Here is a 19,633-nt window from a genome sequence, read left to right on the forward strand (position 1 = left end):
ATGGCAAAATAGCGGCTTGTCCCCGCGGCGCCGCGCCCGCATGATCGGTCGCGATGCCTTCGCTGTTCTTCGCATTCGTCGCGGTGCTGCTGGGCACGATCGGCAGCAGGGACCAGTTGATCGTCGCGCATTTCTCCAGCGCCTCGCGGCGGGGCGCTGGGGTCCTGGTCGCGGCGGTGGTCAGTGCGGTGCTATCGGCGCTGGCGATGGCGCTCGCGGGGCAAGTGATTTCCGACCTGCTGCCCGATGCGGCGAAGATGATGCTGGTCGCGATCGCGCTGCTCTTCGCCGCGATCGAACTCGCCTGGCCCGCCCGCTATGCCGCGCCGGAGGAGCCGACCCGCTCGCTCGCGGCGATCGTGATCGTGCTGGTGGCCAAGCAGTTCGGCGACGGCGCGCGCTTCCTCGTCTTCGCGATCGCCGCGGCGACGGGAGCGCCGTTGCTGGCGGGGATCGGCGGCGCGCTCGGCGGGGCGCTCGCCCTGGCGGCGGCATGGGCGGCCGGCGCGGCGTTCGTGCGCCGCATGCCGCTGCGCGCGATGCGGCTGACGCTGGCCGCGGCGACGCTCGCGCTTGCGCTGTTCATCGGCCTTTCCGCGCGCGGGATCATATCATGATCGACGGAGGCGATCAGTGAAACCCCCGAAAGCGGTGAAACCGATCGGCACTCATCGCGTTCGATAGACGAACCATTCTCCAGAACAACGAAGGGACGGACCATGACCCAGAAGGGCGACAATTCGAAAAAGGCACTGGTCGATGCGCTGAACGGCGCGCTGGCGGATACGCTGGCGCTCTACGTCAAGACCAAGAACTTCCACTGGCACGTCGCGGGTCCGCGCTTCCGCGACCTGCACCTCCTGTTCGACGAACAGGCCGCGCAGCTCATCGGCACGGTCGACCTGATCGGCGAGCGCGTGCGCAAGAACGGCGAAGTCACGCTGACCTCGATCGGCTCGATCGCCAAGGCGACGCAGGTTTCCGATCAGGACGACGCCGCGCTCGATGCCGACGCGATGGTCAAGGAACTGCGCGACGACAACCGCAAGCTCCACACGCGCCTCGGCGAAGTGAAGGACGCGGCCGAGGAAGCCGGCGACAATGCCACCAGCGGTGTCGTGGACGACTGGATCGACGAGGCGGAGGAACGCATCTGGTTCCTCACCCAGACGCTCAAGTAAGCGCACACGTATTCGCTGCCGGAAACCCGCGGCGACGCTTGGTCGCTGCGGGTTTCTTGCTATGCAGAACGCATGGCGGACGTAACCCTGATCGAAGGCGTGGACGACGCGCGGATTGCCGAGTGGCTGGGCGGGCGGATCGAACGCGCGCTCGCCGCGAACGAGGGACCGGTGGCGATCACCATGCCCGGCGGATCGACTCCGTTTCCGATCCTCGAGCGGCTGACCGGCGCGCCGATCGAGTGGGCGCGGCTGCTCGTATGGCCGGGGGACGACCGGATCGTTCCCGAGGATCATCCGGCCAGCAACACCGGCCGCATCCGCGCCGCGTTCGAACCGCTCGGCGCCGAGGTCGTGACGCTGACCGAGATGGAGCAGGTGCCCCGCTTCGCGCTCGCCTGGCTCGGCATGGGGGCGGACGGGCATATCGCCTCGCTCTTCCCCAACACCGATCCGCAAGTGGACGACCCGGCGCCGATCCGCCGCCTGACCCCCGATCCGCTGCCGCCCGAGGCGCCGTTCGACCGCGTCACGCTGACCATCCCCTCGCTGCTCGCCAGCGACGAGCTGCTGTTCGTGATCCGGGGAGGCGACAAGCGGGCGGTGTTCGAAGCGGCCATGCGCGGCGAGCACGACCTGCCGGTCGCGCGCCTGCTTGCGGCCGCGACCCAGCCGGTCACGTGCTTCGCCTGATCCCGGCTTCGCTGCACCGCCGGGCCTACCGCCTGGCTCATGCGGTGCGAAAGGTCTGGTGGAGGCTGGCGCGGCCGAGGCTGAACGGCTGCGCGATCGTCGCCAGCGATATCGAAGGCCGGCTGCTGCTGGTCCGCCAGAGCTACGGCACAGGAGGCTGGTGCGTCCCCACGGGCGGCGTACGGCGGGGCGAGGACCCGGAGGCCGCGGCGCGGCGCGAACTGCGCGAGGAGACCGGGTGCGAGGCCAATGCGATGACCTTGCTGGGCGTCGAGGACGCCGTGCTGCACGGCGCGCGGAACCGGGTCCATGTTTTCGCGACCCGCATCTCGGACCAACCGCGGCCCGACATGCGCGAGATCATCGAGGCGCGGCTGTTCCCCCCGCACTCGCTGCCCGAACCGCTAAGCGAACGCACGCGCCGCCGGCTCGCGCTCTGGCGCGAGCGGTCATAGCAGCAGCGAGAGCTGCGCCTCGTCGCGCGGCCGCTCCTGCGCACTTCCGGCCTGCTCGAGGTTGGACAGCGTCAATCCCATCAGGCGGATCGGAAGCGGCAGCGGCAGCAGCGCTTCCAGCAGCTCGTGCCCGAGCCGCGCGAACTCCCTCTTGTCTGCCACGTTGCGCGGCAGGCTGCGCGCGCGGGTGACGATCTGGAAGTCGGTGTACTTCATCTTCAGCGTGACCGTGCGGCCCTTCGCCCCGGTGCGCTCGATGCTCTCCCACACGACGTCGACGATATTGTCGAGCGCCTCGCGCAGCGCATGGCCGCTCGAAATATCCTCGCCGTAAGTCCGCTCGCCGCCGACCGACTTGCGGATGCGGTTGGCGCGCACGGGCCTGAGGTCGATTCCCCGTGCGGCGCGGTAGAGATAGTCGGCAAAGCTGCCGAAGTTGGCACGCAGGAAGGCGATGTCCTTCGCCGCGAGATCGGCGCCCGTCGCGATCCCGAGCCGCGCCATCTTCTCCGCGCCTTTCGGGCCGATCCCGTGGAACCGGCGCACCGGCAGGCCGGCGACGAACACCGCGCCCTCGCCGGGCCGGATCACGCACAGCCCGTCGGGCTTGTTCTGGTCGCTTGCGAGCTTGGCGAGGAACTTGTTGTACGAGACGCCGGCGCTCGCCGTCAGTCCGGTCTCCTCGCGGATACGCTGGCGGATGAGCTGCGCAATGCGCGTCGCCGAGCCGATTCCCCGGATATCGTCGGTGACGTCGAGATAGGCTTCGTCGAGGCTCAGCGGTTCGACGTGCGGGGTATAGTGGCGGAAGATCGCGCGGATCGCTTGCGACACTTCCTTGTAGACCTCGAACCGGGCGCGGACGAAGATCAGGTCCGGGCACAGCCGCTTGGCAGTGACCGAAGGCATCGCGCTGCGCACGCCGAACTTGCGCGACTCGTAACTCGCCGCCGCGACGACCCCGCGCCCGCCCGATCCGCCGACCGCCACCGGCTTCCCGCGCAGCTCGGGGTTGTCGCGCTGCTCGACGCTGGCGAAGAAGGCGTCCATGTCGACATGGATGATCTTGCGCAGCCCCTGCGCCTCGTCGCCCTCGCCTTCCTCATATGCCGGATCGTCCATCGCGATCAGGATAATCCCCCCGGTTGCAAAGCGGAACCGTTCGTCGCAAGGACGATATTGTGCAGATGCGAAATGAAACTTGGTCCCCCGGCGAAGACGAGGTCCGGCCGCCCTCCAGCCTGGCGAAACGCCCGCCGATCGGCGAGCGCGAGCTGATCTGGATGATGGCGATGCTGATGGCGCTCAACGCCTTCGGCATCGACGCGATCCTGCCCGCGCTGGACGATCTTGCGTCCGATCTCGGCATCGCGGGCAATCGCCGCCAGTTCGTGGTCGGCGCCTATCTGCTCGCGACCGGCCTCGGCACGCTCGTGCCCGGCAGCTTCGCCGACCGGTTCGGGCGGCGGCCGGTGCTGTTCGTCGCGCTCGGCGCATACATCGTGTTCTCGATCGGTTGCGCGCTCGCGACTTCGTTCGAGGCGCTTGTCGTGCTGCGCGCGGTGCAGGGGTTCTCCGCCGCCGGCATCGTCGCGCTGCCGCCGGCGATCATCCGCGACCGCGTGGGCGGCGACCGGATGGCGCGGATGATGAGCCTGATCTTCGTCATCTTCCTGCTCGTGCCCGCGATCGCGCCGAGCTTGGGGCAAGGGGTCATCGAGCTGTTCGGCGACTGGCGCTGGATCTTCCTCGTGATGGCGGCCGCTGCCGTGATCATGACCGCCTGGGTCCACTGGCGCCTGCCCGAAACGCTGCATGCCCGCGACCGGCAGGAGATCCGCCTGGGCCCCATCCTGCGCAACATGGCGAGCGCGGTCACCCTGCGCGAGACGATCGGCTACACGCTCGGCAGCGCGCTGGTGTTCGGCGGCCTGTTCGGCTTCATCAACTCCAGCCAGCAGCTCATCGGCGAGGCTTTCGGCGCAGGCGACAACTTCCCGCTGATCTTCGCCATCTGCGCTGCCTGCATGGCGGTGTCGAACTGGTCCAACTCGCGCATCGTCGAGCGATTCGGCGCGCGGCGGGTGAGCCATGCGGCGCTGTTCGTGTTCATCGCGGTGGCTGCAGTGCAACTCTGGTTCGCCAGCCAGCCGGACGAGAGCCTGTGGACGTTCGTGCCGCTGATGGCCGCGAACATGAGCTTGCTCGGCTTCATCGGCGCGAACTTCGGCTCGATCGCGCTCCAGCCCTTCCGCCATATCGCGGGTGCCGCCTCCTCCGCGCAGGGCTTCCTGCGCATGACCAGCGGCGCGGCGCTGGGCGCGGTGATCGGCTTCGCCTACGACGGCACGGCCCGCCCGCTGGCGCTGGCGCTGCTGGTAACGGCGGTGCTGACGCTGGGCTTCGTGCTGTTCAGCGAAAAGGGCGAACTGTTCGGCCCGCCGGTGGCGGACGACGATTGATCTGCACTGAAAGCCCCCCTCCTCTTCAGAAGAGGGGGTTTGGGGGTGGTGGCGAGCGAAGCGAGCATCGCCAACGAACGATGCCTGCGGCATCGACACCACCCCTCGGTCCCCTCCTCTAAAGAGGAGGGAGGTTCATCCCTCCGCCGGCTCCACCACCGCCAGCACCGCCTCCACCTGCACCTGCGCGCCCGCGCTGGCGGCAAGCTCGGTCACGGTCCCGTCGAACGGGGCGGTCAGCGCGTGCTCCATCTTCATCGCCTCGAGCACCATCAGCCGCTGCCCGGCGATGACGACGTCCCCCTCCGCCACATCGACTGCGATCACCTTGCCCGGCATGGGCGCGACGATGTCGCCATCATGGGCGGAGTGGTGGCCTGAGCCATCGGGTCCTCGCACCGAAAATGAGTAGGTCTGACCGCGCTCGGTCACGAATATCGTTTCATCAGGCGTCATCGAGGCGCAAATGCCAAATGCGGCCTCATGTTTGCTGCTATCGCCTGTCACCGCGTGACCACCTTCGAAAAGGGTCACATCCTCTTGGCGCGGTCTGTTGAGTCGGAAACCAAAAAGTCCTGCGCGCAGCTGTCCTTCGGGCGTATAACTCCCGCTCCAATCAAGATGGTCGCGCCGGAAGCGGCGTGCCGCTGCGTTATTGGCGGACTGGCTTGACCGCTCGGCTGGTAGCAGAGTCGTTCCCTTACGTTCAATCAGACCTGTATCTAGTTCGGCAGCACGAAACTCCTCCAGATCGAGGCACTCGAACAGGAAGCCCTGATTGGTTTTCAAGGGCGAAACATAGCTGTTGTTCAATGCGTCCAATATGGCCTCGATCGCACTGTCGCGATCGGCGGCGTGGACCACCATTTTGGCAATCATCGGGTCGTAGTGGGAGCTGACGATATCGCCTTCCTCCACACCCGTTTCGATTCGGATGCGGTGTTCAAGCTCCAGGTCATTGATCAGCCCAGGACTCGGCAAAAACCCTTTCGCCGGATCTTCGGCATAGAGCCGCGCTTCGATGGCGTGGCCGTTGATGCTCAGCTCCTCCTGCTTGAGCGGCACCGGCTCCCCGCTCGCCACGCGTAGCTGCCACTCCACCAGATCCACCCCGGTGATCTCCTCGGTCACCGGGTGTTCGACCTGGAGGCGGGTGTTCATCTCCATGAAGAAAATGTGGGTAGCGCGCAGGCCCTCGCTGGCGTCGGCGATGAACTCGATCGTGCCGGCGCCTTCGTAGTCGACCGCCTGCGCCGCGCGGACGGCGGCGGCGCAGATTTCCGCGCGCGTCGCCTCGTCCATGCCGGGGGCCGGGGCTTCCTCGATCACTTTCTGGTGGCGGCGCTGGAGCGAGCAGTCGCGTTCGAACAGGTGGACGACGTTGCCGTGGCTGTCGCCGAACACCTGCACCTCGATATGGCGGGGCGAGGTGATCCACTTCTCCAGCAGCACCTCGTCGTTGCCGAAGCTCGCCTTTGCCTCACGGCGGCAGGATTCGAGCGCGGCTTCGAAATCGCCCGCCGCATCGACCTTGCGCATGCCCTTGCCGCCGCCGCCGGCGACGGCCTTGATCAACACCGGATAGCCGATCGCGTCGGCCTCGGCCTTGAGGCGCTCGGCCGACTGGTCCTCGCCTTCGTAGCCGGGCGTCACCGGAACGCCGGCGGCGCGCATCAGCTTCTTGGCCGCGTCCTTGAGGCCCATGGCGCGGATGCTCTGCGGCTTCGGGCCGACCCAGATCAGCCCGGCATCGATCACGGCCTGCGCGAAATCGGCGTTCTCGGAAAGGAAGCCGTAGCCGGGATGGATCGCCTCCGCCCCGGTCTGCTGCGCGGCGGTGATGATCTTCTCGCCGACGAGGTAGCTTTCGGCCGCGGGCGAAGGGCCGATATGGACCGCTTCGTCGGCCTGGCGGACGTGGAGCGCCCGCGCGTCGGCATCGGAATAGACCGCCACCGTGGCGATCCCCATCGCGCGCGCGGTGCGGATGATGCGGCAGGCGATCTCGCCGCGATTGGCGATCAGAAGCTTGGTGATCATCGGCAACGGATAGGGCGGTCGGCCCGAAAAGGAAACGGGTCCTTCGCGGTGCGTCACGCCTCGTCCGGCAGCGGATCCATCGGGGGCTTGGCGATCGGGCCGGCCATGCGGACGTCGATCAGGATCTCGCCGCGGGTCCATTCGGGCAGGGCCTCGGGCGGCTGCGGGCGGTTGCGCAGGGCTTCCCAGAAGGCGCCGATGACGTGCTTCGCCTTTTCCCAGCGCGAGATCACCACGCGGTGATCCCAGGCCGCCCGGCCGCGCGCGCGAACCTCGCGGCCGATCGCACCGTAGATGCGCGCGGCGGCGAGCACGGCCCAGCGGCTGCGGAAGGGCAGGCGCGTGGTGCCGAGCTTCGCGGCTGCCTCGTGCCGCTCCATCAGCGCGACCAGTCGCGCGGCCATGTCGGCCAGTTCGCCGCGGTGGTGCGGCTTCATGTGCTGGCCCGGCTCGATATCCTCCTCGACCAGCCATTCGACCGGCAGGTAGCAGCGGTCGGCCGCATCGTCCTCGCCGATGTCGCGCGCGATATTGGCGAGCTGGAAGGCGATGCCGAGGTCGCAGGCGCGGTCGAGCGTTTCCGAATCGTCCTTGGGCACGCCCATGACCACCGCCATCATCACCCCGACCGCGCCGGCGACGTGGTAGCAGTAGCGCGCAAGGTCGCGCTCGGTGCGCGGGCGCCAGCCGGCCGCGTCGAGCTCGAAGCCCATGATCACGTCCCCGGCCATCTCGCGCGTCAGCCCGCATTCGCGCGCGACGAGGCCGAAGGCGTCGAACGCCGGATCGGCGGTGGGCAGGCCTTCGAAGGCCCGCTCGGTCAGCAGACGGATCGCGCGCAGGCGCTTGTCGGTATCGGCATGGTCGCCCGGCTCGCCGCCGTGGTCCTGCCCGTCGGCAAGATCGTCGCACCGCCGGCACCAGGCGTAGAGCAGCCATACCCGTTCGCGGGTGGCACGGTCGAACAGCTCGCTCGCGGTGGCGAAGCTTTTCGATCCTTCGGCGATCGCATCGTAGGCGTGCTCCACCAGCGACCAGCGTTCCCGCCCGCCGCCCGCCTGCGCCGGCGTCGTCCGCAGGATGCGCGACGGCGCCAGCATCCGCGGCACGACCCGGCGGGGGCGGCTCATGGTCTCTCCCCTCCCGGTTGCGCGAGGGGCCGGGGGCGCGCCGCGTTCACAGGTCGCTCGCCTTCATCTGGAAGATCGGGGTGTGCGGTTGGTAAGCGGCCATCCGGTCCAGCAGCGCGGGCAGAGTCGGTTCGGCGATGACGATACCCTGATGCGCGGGCCGGACGAAGCCCACTTCGGCCATGTGCCGGTTGAACGCGATCAGATGGTCGTAGAACCCGAAGGCGTTGAGCAGGCCCACGGGCTTCGTGTGATAGCCGAGCTGCGCCCAGCTCACGGCTTCCCACAACTCGTCCATCGTCCCGACGCCGCCGGGGATGGTGACGAACCCGTCGCTGAGGTCGGTGAAGCGCTGCTTGCGCTCGTGCATGCCGGTGACGGTGTGGAGCTCGGTGCAGTCGGTGTTGGCAACCTCGCTGCCGGCGAGCGCATCGGGGATCACCCCGATCACCTCACCCCCCGCGTCGAGCGCGCCGCTCGCCACAGCTCCCATCAGCCCGAGCCGCCCGCCGCCATAGACGACCCCGATCCCGCGCTCCGCCAGGGTGCGCCCGACCTCGCGGGCGAGCTCGATGTAACGCGGATCGGCGGGCGTCGCGGACCCGCAGTAGATGGCCAGACGGTTCATGCCGCGCTCTTTGGCCCGGTGCGGCGCATTGGGCAATGTTTCACGCGGCGGCGCTCCATCCTGCTCCGTCATCCCGGCTTTCACCGGGATGACGATGGCCCGCTACGCCAGCCACGGCCCCTGGATGGCGAAGGTCTTGGCCGGGCTGTAGGCATTGACGAACAGCGTGCGGCCGTCGGGGGAGAAGCAGGCGCCCGCCCATTCGGTCTGCTCGTGCAGGAAGGCGATCGGGTAGGCGGCACCTTCGGGCGTGATTCCGCGCAGGTGGTTCTCGACCACGTCGGTATACTGGTCCTCGCACACCACCAGGTGTCCGTTCGGCCCGACCGTCAGGTTGTCGCCGTAGTTGAACTGGTCGCGGCTGGTCGATTCGAAGAACAGTTGGAGCCGGTCGGCCTGTCCGCCGCGGCCGGGGACGAGGCGGAAGATCTGCCCCAGCTTGGCCGCACCGCCGCTGGTGCAGCAGAAGTAGAGCTCGCCGTCGCCCATGTGGATGCCCTCGCCGCGCGCGAACACCGCCGCGCCCGCCGCCGCGCCGCGCTGGCGCAGGTCGTCCTCCGGCGCTTCGACGTTGTCGAGATCGACCCAGCGCACCTCGGCCCAGGCCTGCGCCGGCATCGGCGCACCCTGCCAGTTGCGCGTGTCCGCCGGCGCATCGACGATCGCCAGCGCCTGGAGCTTGCCGCCGTCGGCCAGCTTGCCCCGCGTGTTCGGAACGAAGCGGTAGAGCAGGCTGTCGTCGCGGTCCTCGGTCTGGTAGACGATCCCGGTCGCCGGATCGACGCAGGCGGCCTCGTGATTGAAGCGGCCCATCGCCGTCAGCGGCACCGGATCGATCAGGCCGGGCGCGGCGGCGGGCACTTCGAAGGTCCAGCCGTGGTCCTGGTTGATCCGGCCGTCGGCGCTGACCGGCGCTTCCTCGCAAGTCAGCCAGCTTCCCCACGGCGTCACCCCGCCCGCACAGTTGCGGATCGTGCCGGCGAGCGAGCGGTACTGCTTCTCGACCGCCAAGGTTTCGGCATCGAGCACCAGCGTGGTCGTGCCGCCGGGCAGCGGGACAAGGCTGCGCGCCACGGTGTCGAACGCCGGGCCCGCGACGCCGCCGCCGTCCTTGCCGGGCACGAGTTCGTGATTGCGCACCAGCGCGATCTTGCCTCCGCCGAGATCGAAGCAGCCCATGCCGTCGGCCGCGTCGGGCACGGTGAAGCCGTCGCTCATCGCGTCGCCGAGCTTGGACAGCACGCGGTAGGAGAACCCCTCGGGCAGGTCGATCAGCCCCGCCGGATCGGGCCGCAGCGGACCGTAGCCCGCGCTGCGCGCGGCGCCGGCCATGGTGGTCGAGCAGCCGCTCGCCGCGAGCCCGGCAAAGGCGCTGCCGGTGGCGGCGAGGAACGTGCGGCGGTTGGCGGTGAGCGATGCAGGCATGTCTTGCTGTCCCCTGAGAGTTGGCGTGGCCCGGATGCGATAGCAGCGTGACGCCGGGATGACAGGTCACAATTGTCGCCGCAAATCGCGTTTCGCGGGCGGAAATCGCTCCTTACGGCTGACTGGAGGCTCCGTCTGGCGCGCAATAATTCCGGTCCGGCGCTAACGGGTATACCTTTCGCCGCGAAACCGGGAGGGGGCAGCCCCTATGGAGCCGCGCGACAGTGCCAGTCTCGATGCGTTAAGCTGGTTCGAGAGTCTTGCCCGCTTGTCCGCCTGGACGGCGGCCGAAGCTCCGATCGAGAACGTCCTGCGCCTTTCCTACCATCTCGCCGCCCTCGCCCCGTCGCCGTTCGGAGCGATCGCGGCCGCCACGCTGGACGAGACCGCCTTCGACGAGCTGCTCGAGCGGCAGGCGTTCGAGGCCGCGGCCGCCGCGCTGATCGGAACGGCCCTGTCCTGCGAGATCGTCTCGCGCGCCGGGGGCCCGGCGACCGGACGCGTCTGGCTCGAGGGCGACACGGAGGAGAGCCTCGCCAGCTCGAGCTTGCCCGCAATGGCGCTCGTGCGCGCCTGGCTCGCCTTCATGCTTGGCCTGAATCAGGCGACCGGCAGCTCCCACAAATCGGCGTAGATCCCGATCCGCACCGCGTCCGACGTCGATCGGGCGTCGAGCTTGCGCATGACGTTCTTGCGGTAGATCTCGACCGTGCGCGGGCTGAGCTCGAGCTCGGCGGCGATCTGCTTGTTCGAATTGCCGTTCAGCAGCGAGACGAGCACGTCGTGCTCGCGCCCGGTCAGCTGATCGACCGAGGCCTTCGCCCGGGCACGGGCCAGTTCGATCTGGCGCCGGCGGTCACCTTCCTCGCCTAACCGCCGCAGGGTTTCGTCCAGCAGCGCCGGCTCGAACGGCCAGCGCAGGTAGTCGAGCGCGCCCTCGCGCATCGCGCGTACGACATGCTCCGGCTCGGGCGCGTCGCAATAGATCGCGACCGGATAGTAACGCCCCTTGGCGCGCAGGCTGGCGAGAAATTGCGAGAAGTGGTTCGGCTCCGCCTGTTCGACCATCAGCACCACGCCGCGAGGCGGCAGGATGCGCAGGAACTCGCTGATATCCTCGTAGATTTCGGCGTGGAGCCTGCGCGCCAGCAGGTCGCGCGAGATCTCGGCACGCCGGCGTGTGTCGAAGTCGATCACATGCACGGGCAGAGCGCCCGTGTCCCCTGTCACCACCATGGCCGGCACCCGAACGAACGGCTCCGCGCGCCGCGCGTGCAGCGGTTCATCGGTGCAAGGCCGATGCGGGAATTCTGCGCCCCCAAGCTCAATGAAACCCCCCGGTCAGCCGGGGCGGCGTTAACTTAATGGCAAGGGTTCTGCAAACGTTAAAATTTGTTTCGTTGAGGCGTTCACTCTGCCGCCGCAGGCTGCGCGGCGCCGCGCAGGGCGGCCTCGATCTCGAGGAAGTCCTGCCGCACCGAAGCCAGCAGATCGGCGTTGAAATCGGTGACGCTGCCCAGCACCGCCTGCCGCGCCGCGCCGTAGACCTGCAGCAGCGCTTCGGCCAGCGGAGCCTTGCGGTCGACGCCCATTTCCAGCGCCGTGATCGCGGTCAGCGCGCGGGTCAGCCCCTTGCTGCGCAGCATGGGATCGCCGCGCTCCTGCGCGAACAGGGCCGAGCCGAGGGCCGCGATCGCCTGTTCCAGGCAGAGCTGCACGAGCGCCGCGGAATCGCCGCCGTGCACCCGCGCGTCGAGCGAGCTGCGGCGATAGGCCTCGTGCGGATCGGTCAGGGCCAGCATCGTGTCAGTCCCTCCCGGCGTTCCAGGCGTCGATCTGCGACTGGAGGAACGACAGGGTCGACTGCGAGGCGGCGATGCGCGAGTCCGCCTTGGCGAACCGCGCGACCATGTTCGCCCGCAGCGTTTCCTGCTGGTCCGCCAGCTTGGCAGCCTCTTCCGACAGGTCGGTCGATTGCGACTGGTAGCGCGCGATCGACCCGGCAAGCGATCCCGGGTCGCCGGTGCGCGACGCCTGGCGCGAGATCCGGTCGACCGTGGCGTAGATGCCGTAGAGCCCCGTGGTGAACATCGCGGCGACGCCGCCGGGATCGCGTTCGAGCGTTGCGTCGAGGCGCTGGGTATCGAGCCGGAAAGTGCCGTCGCGCTGGATCACCAGGCCGAGATCGGCCAGCGTGCGCGGCGCTCCGTCGGGCGCGTTGGGCATGATCTCCATGCCCGAAAGCTCCGACAGCGTGCGTTTGAGCGCGCGGGCGCCCGGGTCGCGCGCAAGGTCGCCGTTCATCGGATCGGTCGCGGTGTAGAGCTCGCTCACAACCTCGTTGAGCGCGTTGACGATGTCCTGCATCGCCGAAGAGATTGTGCCGACCGGGCTGGGAAAGCCGATCGTGGTCGGCGCGCCGGCATTGGTGCCGGTCAGCTCGAGCGCCAGCCCGGGCGCGACCGTGCCGACGTCGTTGCTGGCGCTGCTCATGGCAATGCCGTCGAGCTTGAACTGGGCATCGGCGGAGGCGGCCAGCAGCCGGGCCGGATCGCCGCCGGCGGCCGGATTCCAGGCCAGCGCCGCCAGCCCTTCCTCGCCCACGGTCTCGGTGGCTTCGACGACGAAGCCGCTCTTCGCGCCCTCGGGTCCCTTGAGGACGAGCTGCGCCCCCTGCGCGGTCTGCGCGACGTAGGCGCTCAGTCCGGCGTTCTTGGCGTTGATCGCATTGGCTATGTCGGTGAGCGTCGAACCGCTGGCGATATCGACGGTCACGGCCGCCTGCTCGGCATCGGCGGTGAAGCCCGTGCCGTCGGTCGTGCCGAAGCGAAAGGTGAGCGACCCGGCGCCGACCACTGCGGCCGGATCGGCCATCGCCGGCCCCGTCAGCGTCTGCCCCCGCGCAAGCGCCAGGACTTCGAGGCTGTAGGAGCCGGAGCCGGTCGTGCCGGCAGGACTGGTTGCCGTGGCGACGGCCGAGTTGCCGATCTGCGGCTTGACCGCGAGGTCGCCCGCCCGGACCCGGTCGCCGAGCGCGCTCGCCAGCATGGCCAGCGTGTTCTTGAGCGAGGACGCGGCGGAAATCTGCCGTTCGAGCTCTTCGCTCCTGGTACTCAGCCGGTCGTTGCGCAGCGCGAACTGCGCGTCGGCGAGATCGCTCGCCAACTTGACCATATCGATCCCGCTACCTGCACCGAGACCGGCGATGATGGACGACATTTCGCTCATGACGCTGAGAACGGCTCCTGCAGGCGGGGGTTAAGAGGAGACACGCCCGTCGGCGTCGAAGCGCAGCTCCACCGGCACCTCGATCGCCGGTGCCGGCCGCGCTTCGCCGCGCTTGAGCGAAAGGACGACGGCCAGCACCGAGGCGATCGCGGCATAGAGCTCCTCGCGGATCGTCTGGTTCTCGCGCGTGGTGTAATAGACCGAGCGCGCGAGCTGCGGATATTCGAGCAGCGGCACGCCGTATTCGCGCGCCAGCTCCTTCATCGCCGCCGCCTTGTCGCCGCGCCCCTTGGCGAGCACGATCGGGGCGGCCGCCTTGTCGGGATCGTAGACCATCGCGACTGCGAAGTGAGTCGGGTTGGTGAGCACGAACTGCGCCTCGCGCATGGCGTGCGCCACGCCGCCCGCCGCGATCTCGCGCTGGCGCTGGCGGCGGTGGGCGCGCGCTTCGGGCGAACCTTCGGCCTGCTTGTGCTCGTCGCGCATTTCCTGGTGGCTCATCTTGAGCCGCTGATTGCGGCGCAGCCACTGGATCGGCGCATCGATCAGCGCGATCACGATCAGCCCGCCGGCAAGTGCGATGAGGAGCGAGGTCACCGCGCCCCAGGCCGCGCTGAGCTGCTGCGACAGATTGCCGCCGCCGAGCCCCATGATCGTCTCGAGCCAGCTCCGCCCCCAGGCCCAGGCGATCGCGCCGAGCAGTGCAACCTTCAGGATACCCTTGCCCATCTCGATCCAGCCGGTCGGGCCGAACATGCGCTTGAGCCCGGCGAGCGGGCTGATGCGAGAGCCCTTGAAGGCGAGGTTCTCGTTCACCCAGCGCCCTTCCCCGCCGAAGCCGAGCTGGGTGATCAGCGCCAGCGCGATCATCGGCACCGCGATCGTGAGGATCGGCGGCAGGGCGACGAGCAGGCTGACCGTCATCATCCGGCCGGGCTGGAAATCGAGCATGTCGCGGCGGTCGAACACCAGGCTTTCGCGCACGATCTGGCTCATCTCGTCGAGCAGCCAGGGCCCGGCGAAGATCAGCCACGCGGCGCCGAACAGGATTCCCGCAGCGGTGGTCGCCTCGCGCGAGCGCAGGACGTCGCCCTTGCGCGCCGCGTCGCGCTTGCGCTTCTCGGTCGGCGCGAAGGTCTTTTCGCCGGCGGTCTCGCTCATTGCACCAGCATCCGCTCGGTCTGGCCGAGCGCCATTTCGGCAATGTCGCCGAACTGTTCGTAGATCATCGGCGCGGCGATGATCAGCGCCGCAATCCCCGCCAGCACGCCTGCCGGCAGGCCGAGCGCGAAGAGGTTGAGCGACGGCGCCGAGCGGCTGAGCACACCGGTCAGCATCTGCACCAGTAGCAGCACCAGCGTAACCGGCAGCGCGATGCGCACCGCGGTCTCGAACATCGCGCCGGCGAAGCTCGCGACTTGCGCGAAGCCGTCCGCGCCCAGCCAGGTCTCGCCCGGCGGAAAGGCGCGGTAGCTTTCGACCAGCAGCGCGATCCAGTGCAGGTGCGCGCCGAGCGCGAGGAAGATCAGGATCAGGACGATCGTGAAATACTGGCCGAACGCGGTCGTCTGCCCGCCCCCGTTGGGGTCGGCCGCCATGGCCATGCTCATGCCCATCGCCCCGCCGATCACTTCGGCGGCGATCACCGGCGCGGCGAAGGCGATCTGGAGCACGAAGCCGAGCGTCAGCCCGACCGCGACTTCGCCCGCGACAGCGAGCAGGCCGGCGGCGGAAAACAGCGCCTCGGGCGGGGTCACCGCGGGCAGCCAGACGGCAGCGAAGATCGCCAGCGCCCCGGTCATGCAGACGCGCACGGTCATCGGGACCGATGCCGCGCCGAAGATCGGTGCGGCGAGCAGGGCGGCGCCGATGCGGGTCATCAGGAACACGACGCGCCAGAAGTCCTGCTCGATCGCGCCAAGGCCGAAATCGAGTGCGATCACTTCCCGATCCTGGCGATTTCCATGAAGATTTCCTGCATGAAGTCGCCCAGCAGCGCCATCATCGAGGCGCCGAACAGGACCAGCACGAGCGCCACCGCGGCGAGCTTGGGCACGAACGTCAGCGTCTGTTCGTTGACCGAGGTGGCCGCCTGGATCAGGCCCACGACGAGGCCGATGGCAAGGCTCGCCAGCAGCACCGGCGCGGCGACCAGCGCGGTGATCCACAGCATCCGATCCGCCAGCGCGAGGAGAATGGGAAGCTCGTCCATGGTCAGGCGAAGCTCGACGCGAGCGAGCCCATCAGCAGCGCCCATCCGTCGACGAGGACGAACAGCAGCAGCTTGAACGGCAGCGAGACGAGCATCGGGCTCATCATCATCATGCCCAGGCTCATCAGCACGCTGGAAACGACGAGGTCGATCACCAGGAACGGCAGGAACAGCATGAAGCCGATCTGGAACGCGGTCTTGAGCTCGCTGGTGACGAAGGCCGGCAGCAGGATCGAGAACGGCACCTCGGCCGTGCTGGCGAACTTCGGCGCGTTGGCGATATCGGCGAACATCTGCAGGTCGCGCTCGCGCGTCTGGCGGATCATGAAAGCGTGGAACTGATAGCCGGCGACTTCGATGGCTTCCTCGGCGTTCATCTGCCCGGCCGCGTACGGCGCGATCGCGGCGTCGTTCACCCGCTCCAGCGTGGGCGCCATGACGAACAGCGAAAGGAACAGCGACAGCCCGATCAGCACCTGATTGGGCGGCGACTGCTGCAGGCCGAGCGCCTGGCGCAGGATCGCGAGCACGACGATGATCCGCGTGAAGCTGGTCATCATCAGGATCAGCGCCGGCAGGATCGTCAGCAGCCCCATGACGAGGAGGAGCTGGAGCGACATGCTCAGCGGCTCTCCCCCCGCGCCGCCGAGTTCGCCGAAGGCGCGGTCGAGCGCGCCGGGCACGGCCGCCTGCGCCTTGGCGGCCGCGGGAATGGCGAGCGCGGCAAGCGCGCTCAGAATGGCCGTCAGCCGCTTCACGCCGCGTCCTCCGCCGCCGGGCGGGCCGGCGCTTCGGCAAGCCGCGTCAGGCCCGCCCGCGAGGTCGAGACGAGGATCTCGCGCCCGTGGAATTCGATCACGGCGAGGCGCATGGTCGGCGAAAGCATCGTCGTCTCGACGATCCGCACCGCCCTGGTCCCGCCCTGCGGCGCGCCGAACTTGCCCTGCATGCGCTGGGCGAGCTTCAGGGTGCCCCAGATCATCAGGCCGATCAGCGGCAGCAGGACCAGCAGCTTGACGACGTACCAGAACATCAGGCGGCGCCTTCCGCCTGCTTGGGCGCCTGCTTGGCGCCGGCCTTGGCGGTCACCTCGATCGGCGGCGCGCGGCGCTCGCGGGGCGCGGCGGCGGGCTGGTTGGCGCCGACGAGCTCGAGGATGCGCAGGCCGAAGCGGTTGCCCTCGGCGACGACTTCGCCCTTGGCGATCAGCTTGCCGTTGACCAGCACGTCGAGCGGCTCGTCGGTCAGGCGGTCGAGCATGACCACGCTTTCCTCCGCCAGGTCGAGCACTTCGCGCAGGTTCATCTGTGCGCGGCCGAGCTCGACCGTCAGGCGGACGTCGATGTCCTGAATCAGGCCGAAGCCCTGGGCGGTGTCGGTCATCGGATTTCCTTTGCGGTGAAAGTCTGGGTGATCTGGAGCGCGACCTGGTCGTCGACTTCGCCGACGGTGCCGCGGGCGATGACGATCTCGCCCACCTGCAGCGGCACGTTGCGCGCGACCATGATCGGAAGAACGGTGCCCAGCTGGATGGCGGCCAGGCGGTGGAGCGGCATTTCCATGTCGACCAGCCGCGCGCTGGCGGCGAGCGGCAGGTCGGCGAAGGGCGCCTCGTCGATGCCCGGCTTGCGGCGCGAGACCGGGGCGCGGGGCGCCGAGGCGCGCTTGGGCAGGAGCGACGACAGCGACGCGGTCTCGAGCGCGAGCACGATGTGCCAGGTGCGCCGGCGTGTCGCAACTTCGAGGGTCAGCGCGGTCAGCTCCGCATCGGGCGCGAACGGCGTGCGCAGCTCGGCCGGCGAGGCCGTGTCGGTGCGGAATTCGAGCCCGCCGAGCTCGCCCGCCATGGCCGCGAGGACCTGGCGTTCGAACCGCTGCGACAGCAGGCGCGCGGTGTGCGGCAGCTCGGCCGGAAGACGCTCGCCGATTTCGCCCGTGCCGCCGAAAGTGCGGTCGAGCTGCTCGAGGATCGCGTGCCCGTCGAGCGCGAGGAACAGCGCGTGCCCGGCCACGCCGAAACGGTGGCGGCTCGGGGCGATCAGCGGCGCGCAATGGCCCGTCAGCTCCGCCCCGGCGAGCACCTGCGTGCCGAGCGAGGCGACATGCGCCTCGGCATCGTTGGCCACGCCCGCGACACAGGCGCGAAGGGCGCCGCACAGACGGGCGGCGAACCGCTCGAACTCGGGGCCGAGCTCGACCGGCGCCTCGCGCCCGCGCAGCAGCACGCCGGCGTGATTCGCCGCACGGCGCCCCGCCCTGGATGAAGCGCGGCCGGTCATTGGACGATGAAGGTCCGGAAGTAGACGTTGTCGACCCCGCCGAAGCCTTCCTGCTCCACCAGCACGGCGTTGACCGCGTCGGTCAGGCGCTTCTGCATGTCCTTCTTGCCCGCGCTGGTCATCACCGTTTCCTCGGGCGTGTCGGCGAGCTCGACGAGGATGCGCGAGCGGATCGCGAGCTGGTGTTCGTCGAGCCACATCAGCACGCGCCCGTCGCGGCGGGTCGAGGCGGCGAGGCTCACCTGGATGAGGCCGTCGCTGTTCTTGAGGTTCGAGGTGAAGTCCTCGGCAAAGCTGAAATAGGCGGTGCGGTACTTGTTGCCGCCCTCGCCGTAGACGACGTCGGTTTCGCCGGCGGAGCCCTTGGGCGCGGGCGGCGCATAGGGATCCTTCTCCCCCTTGAGCACGAACTGCGGGCCGGCTTCGGCGGCATTCGCGCCCGCCATCTGGATCACGCCGGCCGACATCAGGCCGAACACGGTGCCCCCGGCGGCGCCGGCGACGAGCACGCCAACCGCCAGCAGCTTGAGCAGCCCCCTGCCCTTCGCCGGCTTGTCCTGCTTGTCGTTCTTGTCACTCATTCCTTGGTCCTCGAATTGCGTGCGTTGGGCCGGGTCAGGCGTAGATCGCGGCGTCGTCGCCGCGACGGGTGCCCTGCCCGGGGTTGTCGGTGTCGGCGGGGCGGCGGCCTTCCTGCCGCTCGCGGTGCGGGGTGTTGCCTTCGGCCGCGCCGCCGTCGCGGTCGCCAAGCGAACCGCCGCGGGCGGATGCATTGCCGCCGCTGTGCGCGTTCTGCTGGCCGCCCGGCGCGCTGCCGTCGCCCTGCGCGAAGGCCGAGCGGTCCGCCGCCACGGCGGCGGCGACCGCGCGGTGCGCGTCGGGGTCCGCCGCGGCGATCTGGACGCCGAGCTGGCCGTCGCGCCGCTGGTCGAAGCGAAGCGAGAGCTCGCCGAATTCGGCATGGTCGAGCGCCAGCGTTGCGCCCTTGGCGGTCATCGCCTCGCGCGCCGAGGCGAGGCTGTCGACGATCCGGCTCAGCTCGCGCGCAATGCCGGTCTCCATGACCGGCTTGTCGGCGGTGAAGGACGGCGCGGCGTCGCTGGCAGCGGCGGCAGACGTGGCAGCGGCAACGACCGTAGGCTGCACCGGTGCGGGCGCCTGGATCGAAGCGGGTTCGGCGGCGATCCTGCCCGGCGCCTTGACCGCAGGCTCGGCCGCGGGACGATCGCCGGCGGCCGGATCGCGCCCGCGCCCGGCCGAAGCGCCGGCGGGCTGGAGCTTGGCTGCAAAGTCGGCCGCAGGCTTCTCGGCGGCGAGCGCCGAATCGCGCGGCGTGGCGGCGGTCGCCTCGCCCGAAGCGGGCAGCGGCGCGACCTGGATCGCTACGGCAGGTGTCGCCGGCTTCGCAGCCTCGCCCTCCGCCTGCACGGGGAGCGGAAGACCGGCGGGACGCTGCGGCAGTGGGAGTGGGAGTGCGGGCGCAGGCGCAGGGGCCTGCGCTGCCTTGGCCGCCGGCTCGCCGGCCACCGGCTGCACGACCTGCGGCGGCGTCAGCGCCAGTGCGGCCAGCGCAGCCTCGGCGGCAGCTGCGTTCTCCGCCGCTTCCGGCAAAGCCTCGGCGTCGGCCGGCAAGATCTTGCCGGTTCCGGCAATGTCCGGCAGCGCGGTGGCCGCGAGCGCCTTGCCCTCCCCTTCGGAGGGTGTCCCGGGCGCGCCGGATACCGGCTCCTTGCCCTGCTGGCCATGCGTAGCCGCGCCGAGGGCTGAAAGGAGGCGCGAGAATGCACCCTGCAGACCCGGCTCGGCGCCGGTCGCCGGTGCGGCCGCGCCGAGGTCGAGCATCGAGGGTGCCTTGGATTGGGAAAGAAGCTGAGAAATCATCGGCCTGCCGTGTGCGATT

General features: G+C 69.4%; 23 protein-coding genes. 6 read left to right on the forward strand and 17 right to left on the reverse strand.

The genetic code is table 11. The features are described from left to right. The first annotated feature begins 53 nt into the window (after positions 1-53). From JNO53_RS12450 to JNO53_RS12465, 4 genes are all read left to right on the forward strand, one after another. The gene (locus JNO53_RS12450) at positions 54-617 is read left to right on the forward strand and encodes a hypothetical protein (protein WP_203111716.1); all 564 of its coding nucleotides are present in this window, start codon (positions 54-56) and stop codon (positions 615-617) included. Between the two features lie 102 nt (positions 618-719). Further along, the gene (locus JNO53_RS12455) at positions 720-1,181 is read left to right on the forward strand and encodes a Dps family protein (protein ID WP_203111718.1); all 462 of its coding nucleotides are present in this window, start codon (positions 720-722) and stop codon (positions 1,179-1,181) included. A gap of 72 nt (positions 1,182-1,253) precedes the next feature. Then, positions 1,254-1,874 (forward strand): 6-phosphogluconolactonase, encoded by a 621-nt coding sequence (locus tag JNO53_RS12460; RefSeq protein WP_203111720.1) that lies wholly within the window; start codon positions 1,254-1,256, stop codon positions 1,872-1,874. Further along, complete coding sequence (locus JNO53_RS12465; RefSeq protein WP_203111722.1) at positions 1,862-2,329, forward strand: NUDIX domain-containing protein; 468 nt, start codon at positions 1,862-1,864, stop codon at positions 2,327-2,329. Before JNO53_RS12460 ends, JNO53_RS12465 begins: the two co-directional genes overlap by 13 nt. On the opposite strand, the gene dinB is transcribed toward JNO53_RS12465, so the two are convergent. Next, positions 2,324-3,451: a DNA polymerase IV gene (dinB, locus tag JNO53_RS12470; protein ID WP_203111731.1), complete on the reverse strand. Its 1,128-nt coding sequence runs from the start codon at positions 3,449-3,451 to the stop codon at positions 2,324-2,326. The two genes, JNO53_RS12465 and dinB, sit on opposite strands and share 6 nt — an antisense overlap. 65 nt (positions 3,452-3,516) lie before the next feature. Between dinB and JNO53_RS12475 the strand changes: the two genes are divergently transcribed. Next, entirely contained in the window at positions 3,517-4,791 is a 1,275-nt protein-coding gene (locus tag JNO53_RS12475; protein ID WP_203111734.1) for a multidrug effflux MFS transporter, read from the forward strand. Between the two features lie 135 nt (positions 4,792-4,926). On the opposite strand, the gene JNO53_RS12480 is transcribed toward JNO53_RS12475, so the two are convergent. From JNO53_RS12480 to JNO53_RS12495, 4 genes are all read right to left on the reverse strand, one after another. Beyond that, positions 4,927-6,831, reverse strand: a complete 1,905-nt coding sequence (locus JNO53_RS12480; RefSeq protein WP_203111737.1) for an acetyl/propionyl/methylcrotonyl-CoA carboxylase subunit alpha — start codon at positions 6,829-6,831, stop codon at positions 4,927-4,929. A 53-nt stretch (positions 6,832-6,884) separates the two neighbouring features. Further along, positions 6,885-7,931 (reverse strand): phytoene/squalene synthase family protein, encoded by a 1,047-nt coding sequence (locus JNO53_RS12485; RefSeq protein ID WP_443111180.1) that lies wholly within the window; start codon positions 7,929-7,931, stop codon positions 6,885-6,887. Between the two features lie 76 nt (positions 7,932-8,007). After that, entirely contained in the window at positions 8,008-8,589 is a 582-nt protein-coding gene (locus JNO53_RS12490) for a TIGR00730 family Rossman fold protein (protein ID WP_203111741.1), read from the reverse strand. A 102-nt stretch (positions 8,590-8,691) separates the two neighbouring features. Beyond that, positions 8,692-10,014, reverse strand: a complete 1,323-nt coding sequence (locus JNO53_RS12495; RefSeq protein ID WP_203111743.1) for an alkaline phosphatase PhoX — start codon at positions 10,012-10,014, stop codon at positions 8,692-8,694. A gap of 208 nt (positions 10,015-10,222) precedes the next feature. On the opposite strand from JNO53_RS12495, the gene JNO53_RS12500 reads away from it, so the two are divergent. Next, on the forward strand, positions 10,223-10,648 hold the full coding sequence (locus JNO53_RS12500) for a hypothetical protein (RefSeq protein WP_203111745.1): 426 nt from the start codon (positions 10,223-10,225) through the stop codon (positions 10,646-10,648). On the opposite strand, the gene JNO53_RS12505 is transcribed toward JNO53_RS12500, so the two are convergent. The 12 genes from JNO53_RS12505 to JNO53_RS12560 form a co-directional block, all read right to left on the reverse strand. After that, positions 10,615-11,250 carry a response regulator transcription factor gene (locus JNO53_RS12505; protein ID WP_203111748.1) on the reverse strand — a complete coding sequence of 212 codons (636 nt, stop codon included), beginning with the start codon at positions 11,248-11,250 and terminating at the stop codon, positions 10,615-10,617. The genes JNO53_RS12500 and JNO53_RS12505 overlap by 34 nt on opposite strands. Before the next feature lie 173 nt (positions 11,251-11,423). Then, positions 11,424-11,816 carry a flagellar protein FliS gene (locus JNO53_RS12510; protein WP_203111750.1) on the reverse strand — a complete coding sequence of 131 codons (393 nt, stop codon included), beginning with the start codon at positions 11,814-11,816 and terminating at the stop codon, positions 11,424-11,426. Between the two features lie 4 nt (positions 11,817-11,820). Next, positions 11,821-13,242 carry a flagellar filament capping protein FliD gene (gene fliD / locus JNO53_RS12515; protein ID WP_203111752.1) on the reverse strand — a complete coding sequence of 474 codons (1,422 nt, stop codon included), beginning with the start codon at positions 13,240-13,242 and terminating at the stop codon, positions 11,821-11,823. Between the two features lie 30 nt (positions 13,243-13,272). Further along, positions 13,273-14,403 carry an EscU/YscU/HrcU family type III secretion system export apparatus switch protein gene (locus JNO53_RS12520; RefSeq protein ID WP_203111754.1) on the reverse strand — a complete coding sequence of 377 codons (1,131 nt, stop codon included), beginning with the start codon at positions 14,401-14,403 and terminating at the stop codon, positions 13,273-13,275. Next, positions 14,400-15,185: a flagellar biosynthetic protein FliR gene (fliR, locus tag JNO53_RS12525; protein ID WP_203111757.1), complete on the reverse strand. Its 786-nt coding sequence runs from the start codon at positions 15,183-15,185 to the stop codon at positions 14,400-14,402. Before fliR ends, JNO53_RS12520 begins: the two co-directional genes overlap by 4 nt. Continuing rightward, on the reverse strand, positions 15,182-15,454 hold the full coding sequence (locus JNO53_RS12530; RefSeq protein WP_203111760.1) for a flagellar biosynthetic protein FliQ: 273 nt from the start codon (positions 15,452-15,454) through the stop codon (positions 15,182-15,184). Before JNO53_RS12530 ends, fliR begins: the two co-directional genes overlap by 4 nt. Before the next feature lie 2 nt (positions 15,455-15,456). After that, complete coding sequence (gene fliP, locus JNO53_RS12535) at positions 15,457-16,212, reverse strand: flagellar type III secretion system pore protein FliP (protein ID WP_203111763.1); 756 nt, start codon at positions 16,210-16,212, stop codon at positions 15,457-15,459. Then, on the reverse strand, positions 16,209-16,487 hold the full coding sequence (locus JNO53_RS12540; protein ID WP_203111765.1) for a flagellar biosynthetic protein FliO: 279 nt from the start codon (positions 16,485-16,487) through the stop codon (positions 16,209-16,211). The genes fliP and JNO53_RS12540 overlap by 4 nt, the downstream gene beginning before the upstream one ends. After that, the gene (gene fliN / locus JNO53_RS12545) at positions 16,487-16,837 is read right to left on the reverse strand and encodes a flagellar motor switch protein FliN (RefSeq protein ID WP_203111767.1); all 351 of its coding nucleotides are present in this window, start codon (positions 16,835-16,837) and stop codon (positions 16,487-16,489) included. The genes JNO53_RS12540 and fliN overlap by 1 nt, the downstream gene beginning before the upstream one ends. Continuing rightward, a complete protein-coding gene (locus JNO53_RS12550) occupies positions 16,834-17,733 on the reverse strand; it encodes a FliM/FliN family flagellar motor switch protein (protein ID WP_203111770.1) in 900 nt (299 codons plus the stop codon). The genes fliN and JNO53_RS12550 overlap by 4 nt, the downstream gene beginning before the upstream one ends. Further along, complete coding sequence (locus JNO53_RS12555; RefSeq protein ID WP_203111772.1) at positions 17,730-18,314, reverse strand: flagellar basal body-associated FliL family protein; 585 nt, start codon at positions 18,312-18,314, stop codon at positions 17,730-17,732. The genes JNO53_RS12550 and JNO53_RS12555 overlap by 4 nt, the downstream gene beginning before the upstream one ends. A 34-nt stretch (positions 18,315-18,348) precedes the next feature. Next, positions 18,349-19,575, reverse strand: a complete 1,227-nt coding sequence (locus JNO53_RS12560) for a hypothetical protein (protein WP_203111773.1) — start codon at positions 19,573-19,575, stop codon at positions 18,349-18,351. Between the last annotated feature and the right edge of the window lie 58 nt (positions 19,576-19,633).

This window comes from Altererythrobacter sp. C41 (genome assembly GCF_016803135.1).
In the GTDB taxonomy this organism is placed as follows: Bacteria; Pseudomonadota; Alphaproteobacteria; order Sphingomonadales; family Sphingomonadaceae; genus Pelagerythrobacter.

Excerpts from the sequence above, each read along its gene's own strand:
- JNO53_RS12450 (WP_203111716.1), top strand. The coding sequence starts at position 54 with ATGCCTTCGCTGTTCTTCGCATTCGTCGCGGTGCTGCTGGGCACGATC.
- JNO53_RS12455 (WP_203111718.1), top strand. The coding sequence starts at position 720 with ATGACCCAGAAGGGCGACAATTCGAAAAAGGCACTGGTCGATGCGCTG.
- JNO53_RS12460 (WP_203111720.1), top strand. The coding sequence starts at position 1,254 with ATGGCGGACGTAACCCTGATCGAAGGCGTGGACGACGCGCGGATTGCC.
- dinB (WP_203111731.1), bottom strand. The coding sequence starts at position 3,451 with ATGGACGATCCGGCATATGAGGAAGGCGAGGGCGACGAGGCGCAGGGG.
- JNO53_RS12475 (WP_203111734.1), top strand. The coding sequence starts at position 3,517 with ATGCGAAATGAAACTTGGTCCCCCGGCGAAGACGAGGTCCGGCCGCCC.
- JNO53_RS12480 (WP_203111737.1), bottom strand. The coding sequence starts at position 6,831 with ATGATCACCAAGCTTCTGATCGCCAATCGCGGCGAGATCGCCTGCCGC.
- JNO53_RS12485 (WP_443111180.1), bottom strand. The coding sequence starts at position 7,931 with ATGCTGGCGCCGTCGCGCATCCTGCGGACGACGCCGGCGCAGGCGGGC.
- JNO53_RS12490 (WP_203111741.1), bottom strand. The coding sequence starts at position 8,589 with ATGAACCGTCTGGCCATCTACTGCGGGTCCGCGACGCCCGCCGATCCG.
- JNO53_RS12495 (WP_203111743.1), bottom strand. The coding sequence starts at position 10,014 with ATGCCTGCATCGCTCACCGCCAACCGCCGCACGTTCCTCGCCGCCACC.
- JNO53_RS12500 (WP_203111745.1), top strand. The coding sequence starts at position 10,223 with ATGGAGCCGCGCGACAGTGCCAGTCTCGATGCGTTAAGCTGGTTCGAG.
- JNO53_RS12505 (WP_203111748.1), bottom strand. The coding sequence starts at position 11,250 with ATGGTGGTGACAGGGGACACGGGCGCTCTGCCCGTGCATGTGATCGAC.
- JNO53_RS12510 (WP_203111750.1), bottom strand. The coding sequence starts at position 11,816 with ATGCTGGCCCTGACCGATCCGCACGAGGCCTATCGCCGCAGCTCGCTC.
- fliD (WP_203111752.1), bottom strand. The coding sequence starts at position 13,242 with ATGAGCGAAATGTCGTCCATCATCGCCGGTCTCGGTGCAGGTAGCGGG.
- JNO53_RS12520 (WP_203111754.1), bottom strand. The coding sequence starts at position 14,403 with ATGAGCGAGACCGCCGGCGAAAAGACCTTCGCGCCGACCGAGAAGCGC.
- JNO53_RS12530 (WP_203111760.1), bottom strand. The coding sequence starts at position 15,454 with ATGGACGAGCTTCCCATTCTCCTCGCGCTGGCGGATCGGATGCTGTGG.
- JNO53_RS12540 (WP_203111765.1), bottom strand. The coding sequence starts at position 16,487 with ATGTTCTGGTACGTCGTCAAGCTGCTGGTCCTGCTGCCGCTGATCGGC.
- fliN (WP_203111767.1), bottom strand. The coding sequence starts at position 16,837 with ATGACCGACACCGCCCAGGGCTTCGGCCTGATTCAGGACATCGACGTC.
- JNO53_RS12550 (WP_203111770.1), bottom strand. The coding sequence starts at position 17,733 with ATGACCGGCCGCGCTTCATCCAGGGCGGGGCGCCGTGCGGCGAATCAC.
- JNO53_RS12555 (WP_203111772.1), bottom strand. The coding sequence starts at position 18,314 with ATGAGTGACAAGAACGACAAGCAGGACAAGCCGGCGAAGGGCAGGGGG.
- JNO53_RS12560 (WP_203111773.1), bottom strand. The coding sequence starts at position 19,575 with ATGCTCGACCTCGGCGCGGCCGCACCGGCGACCGGCGCCGAGCCGGGT.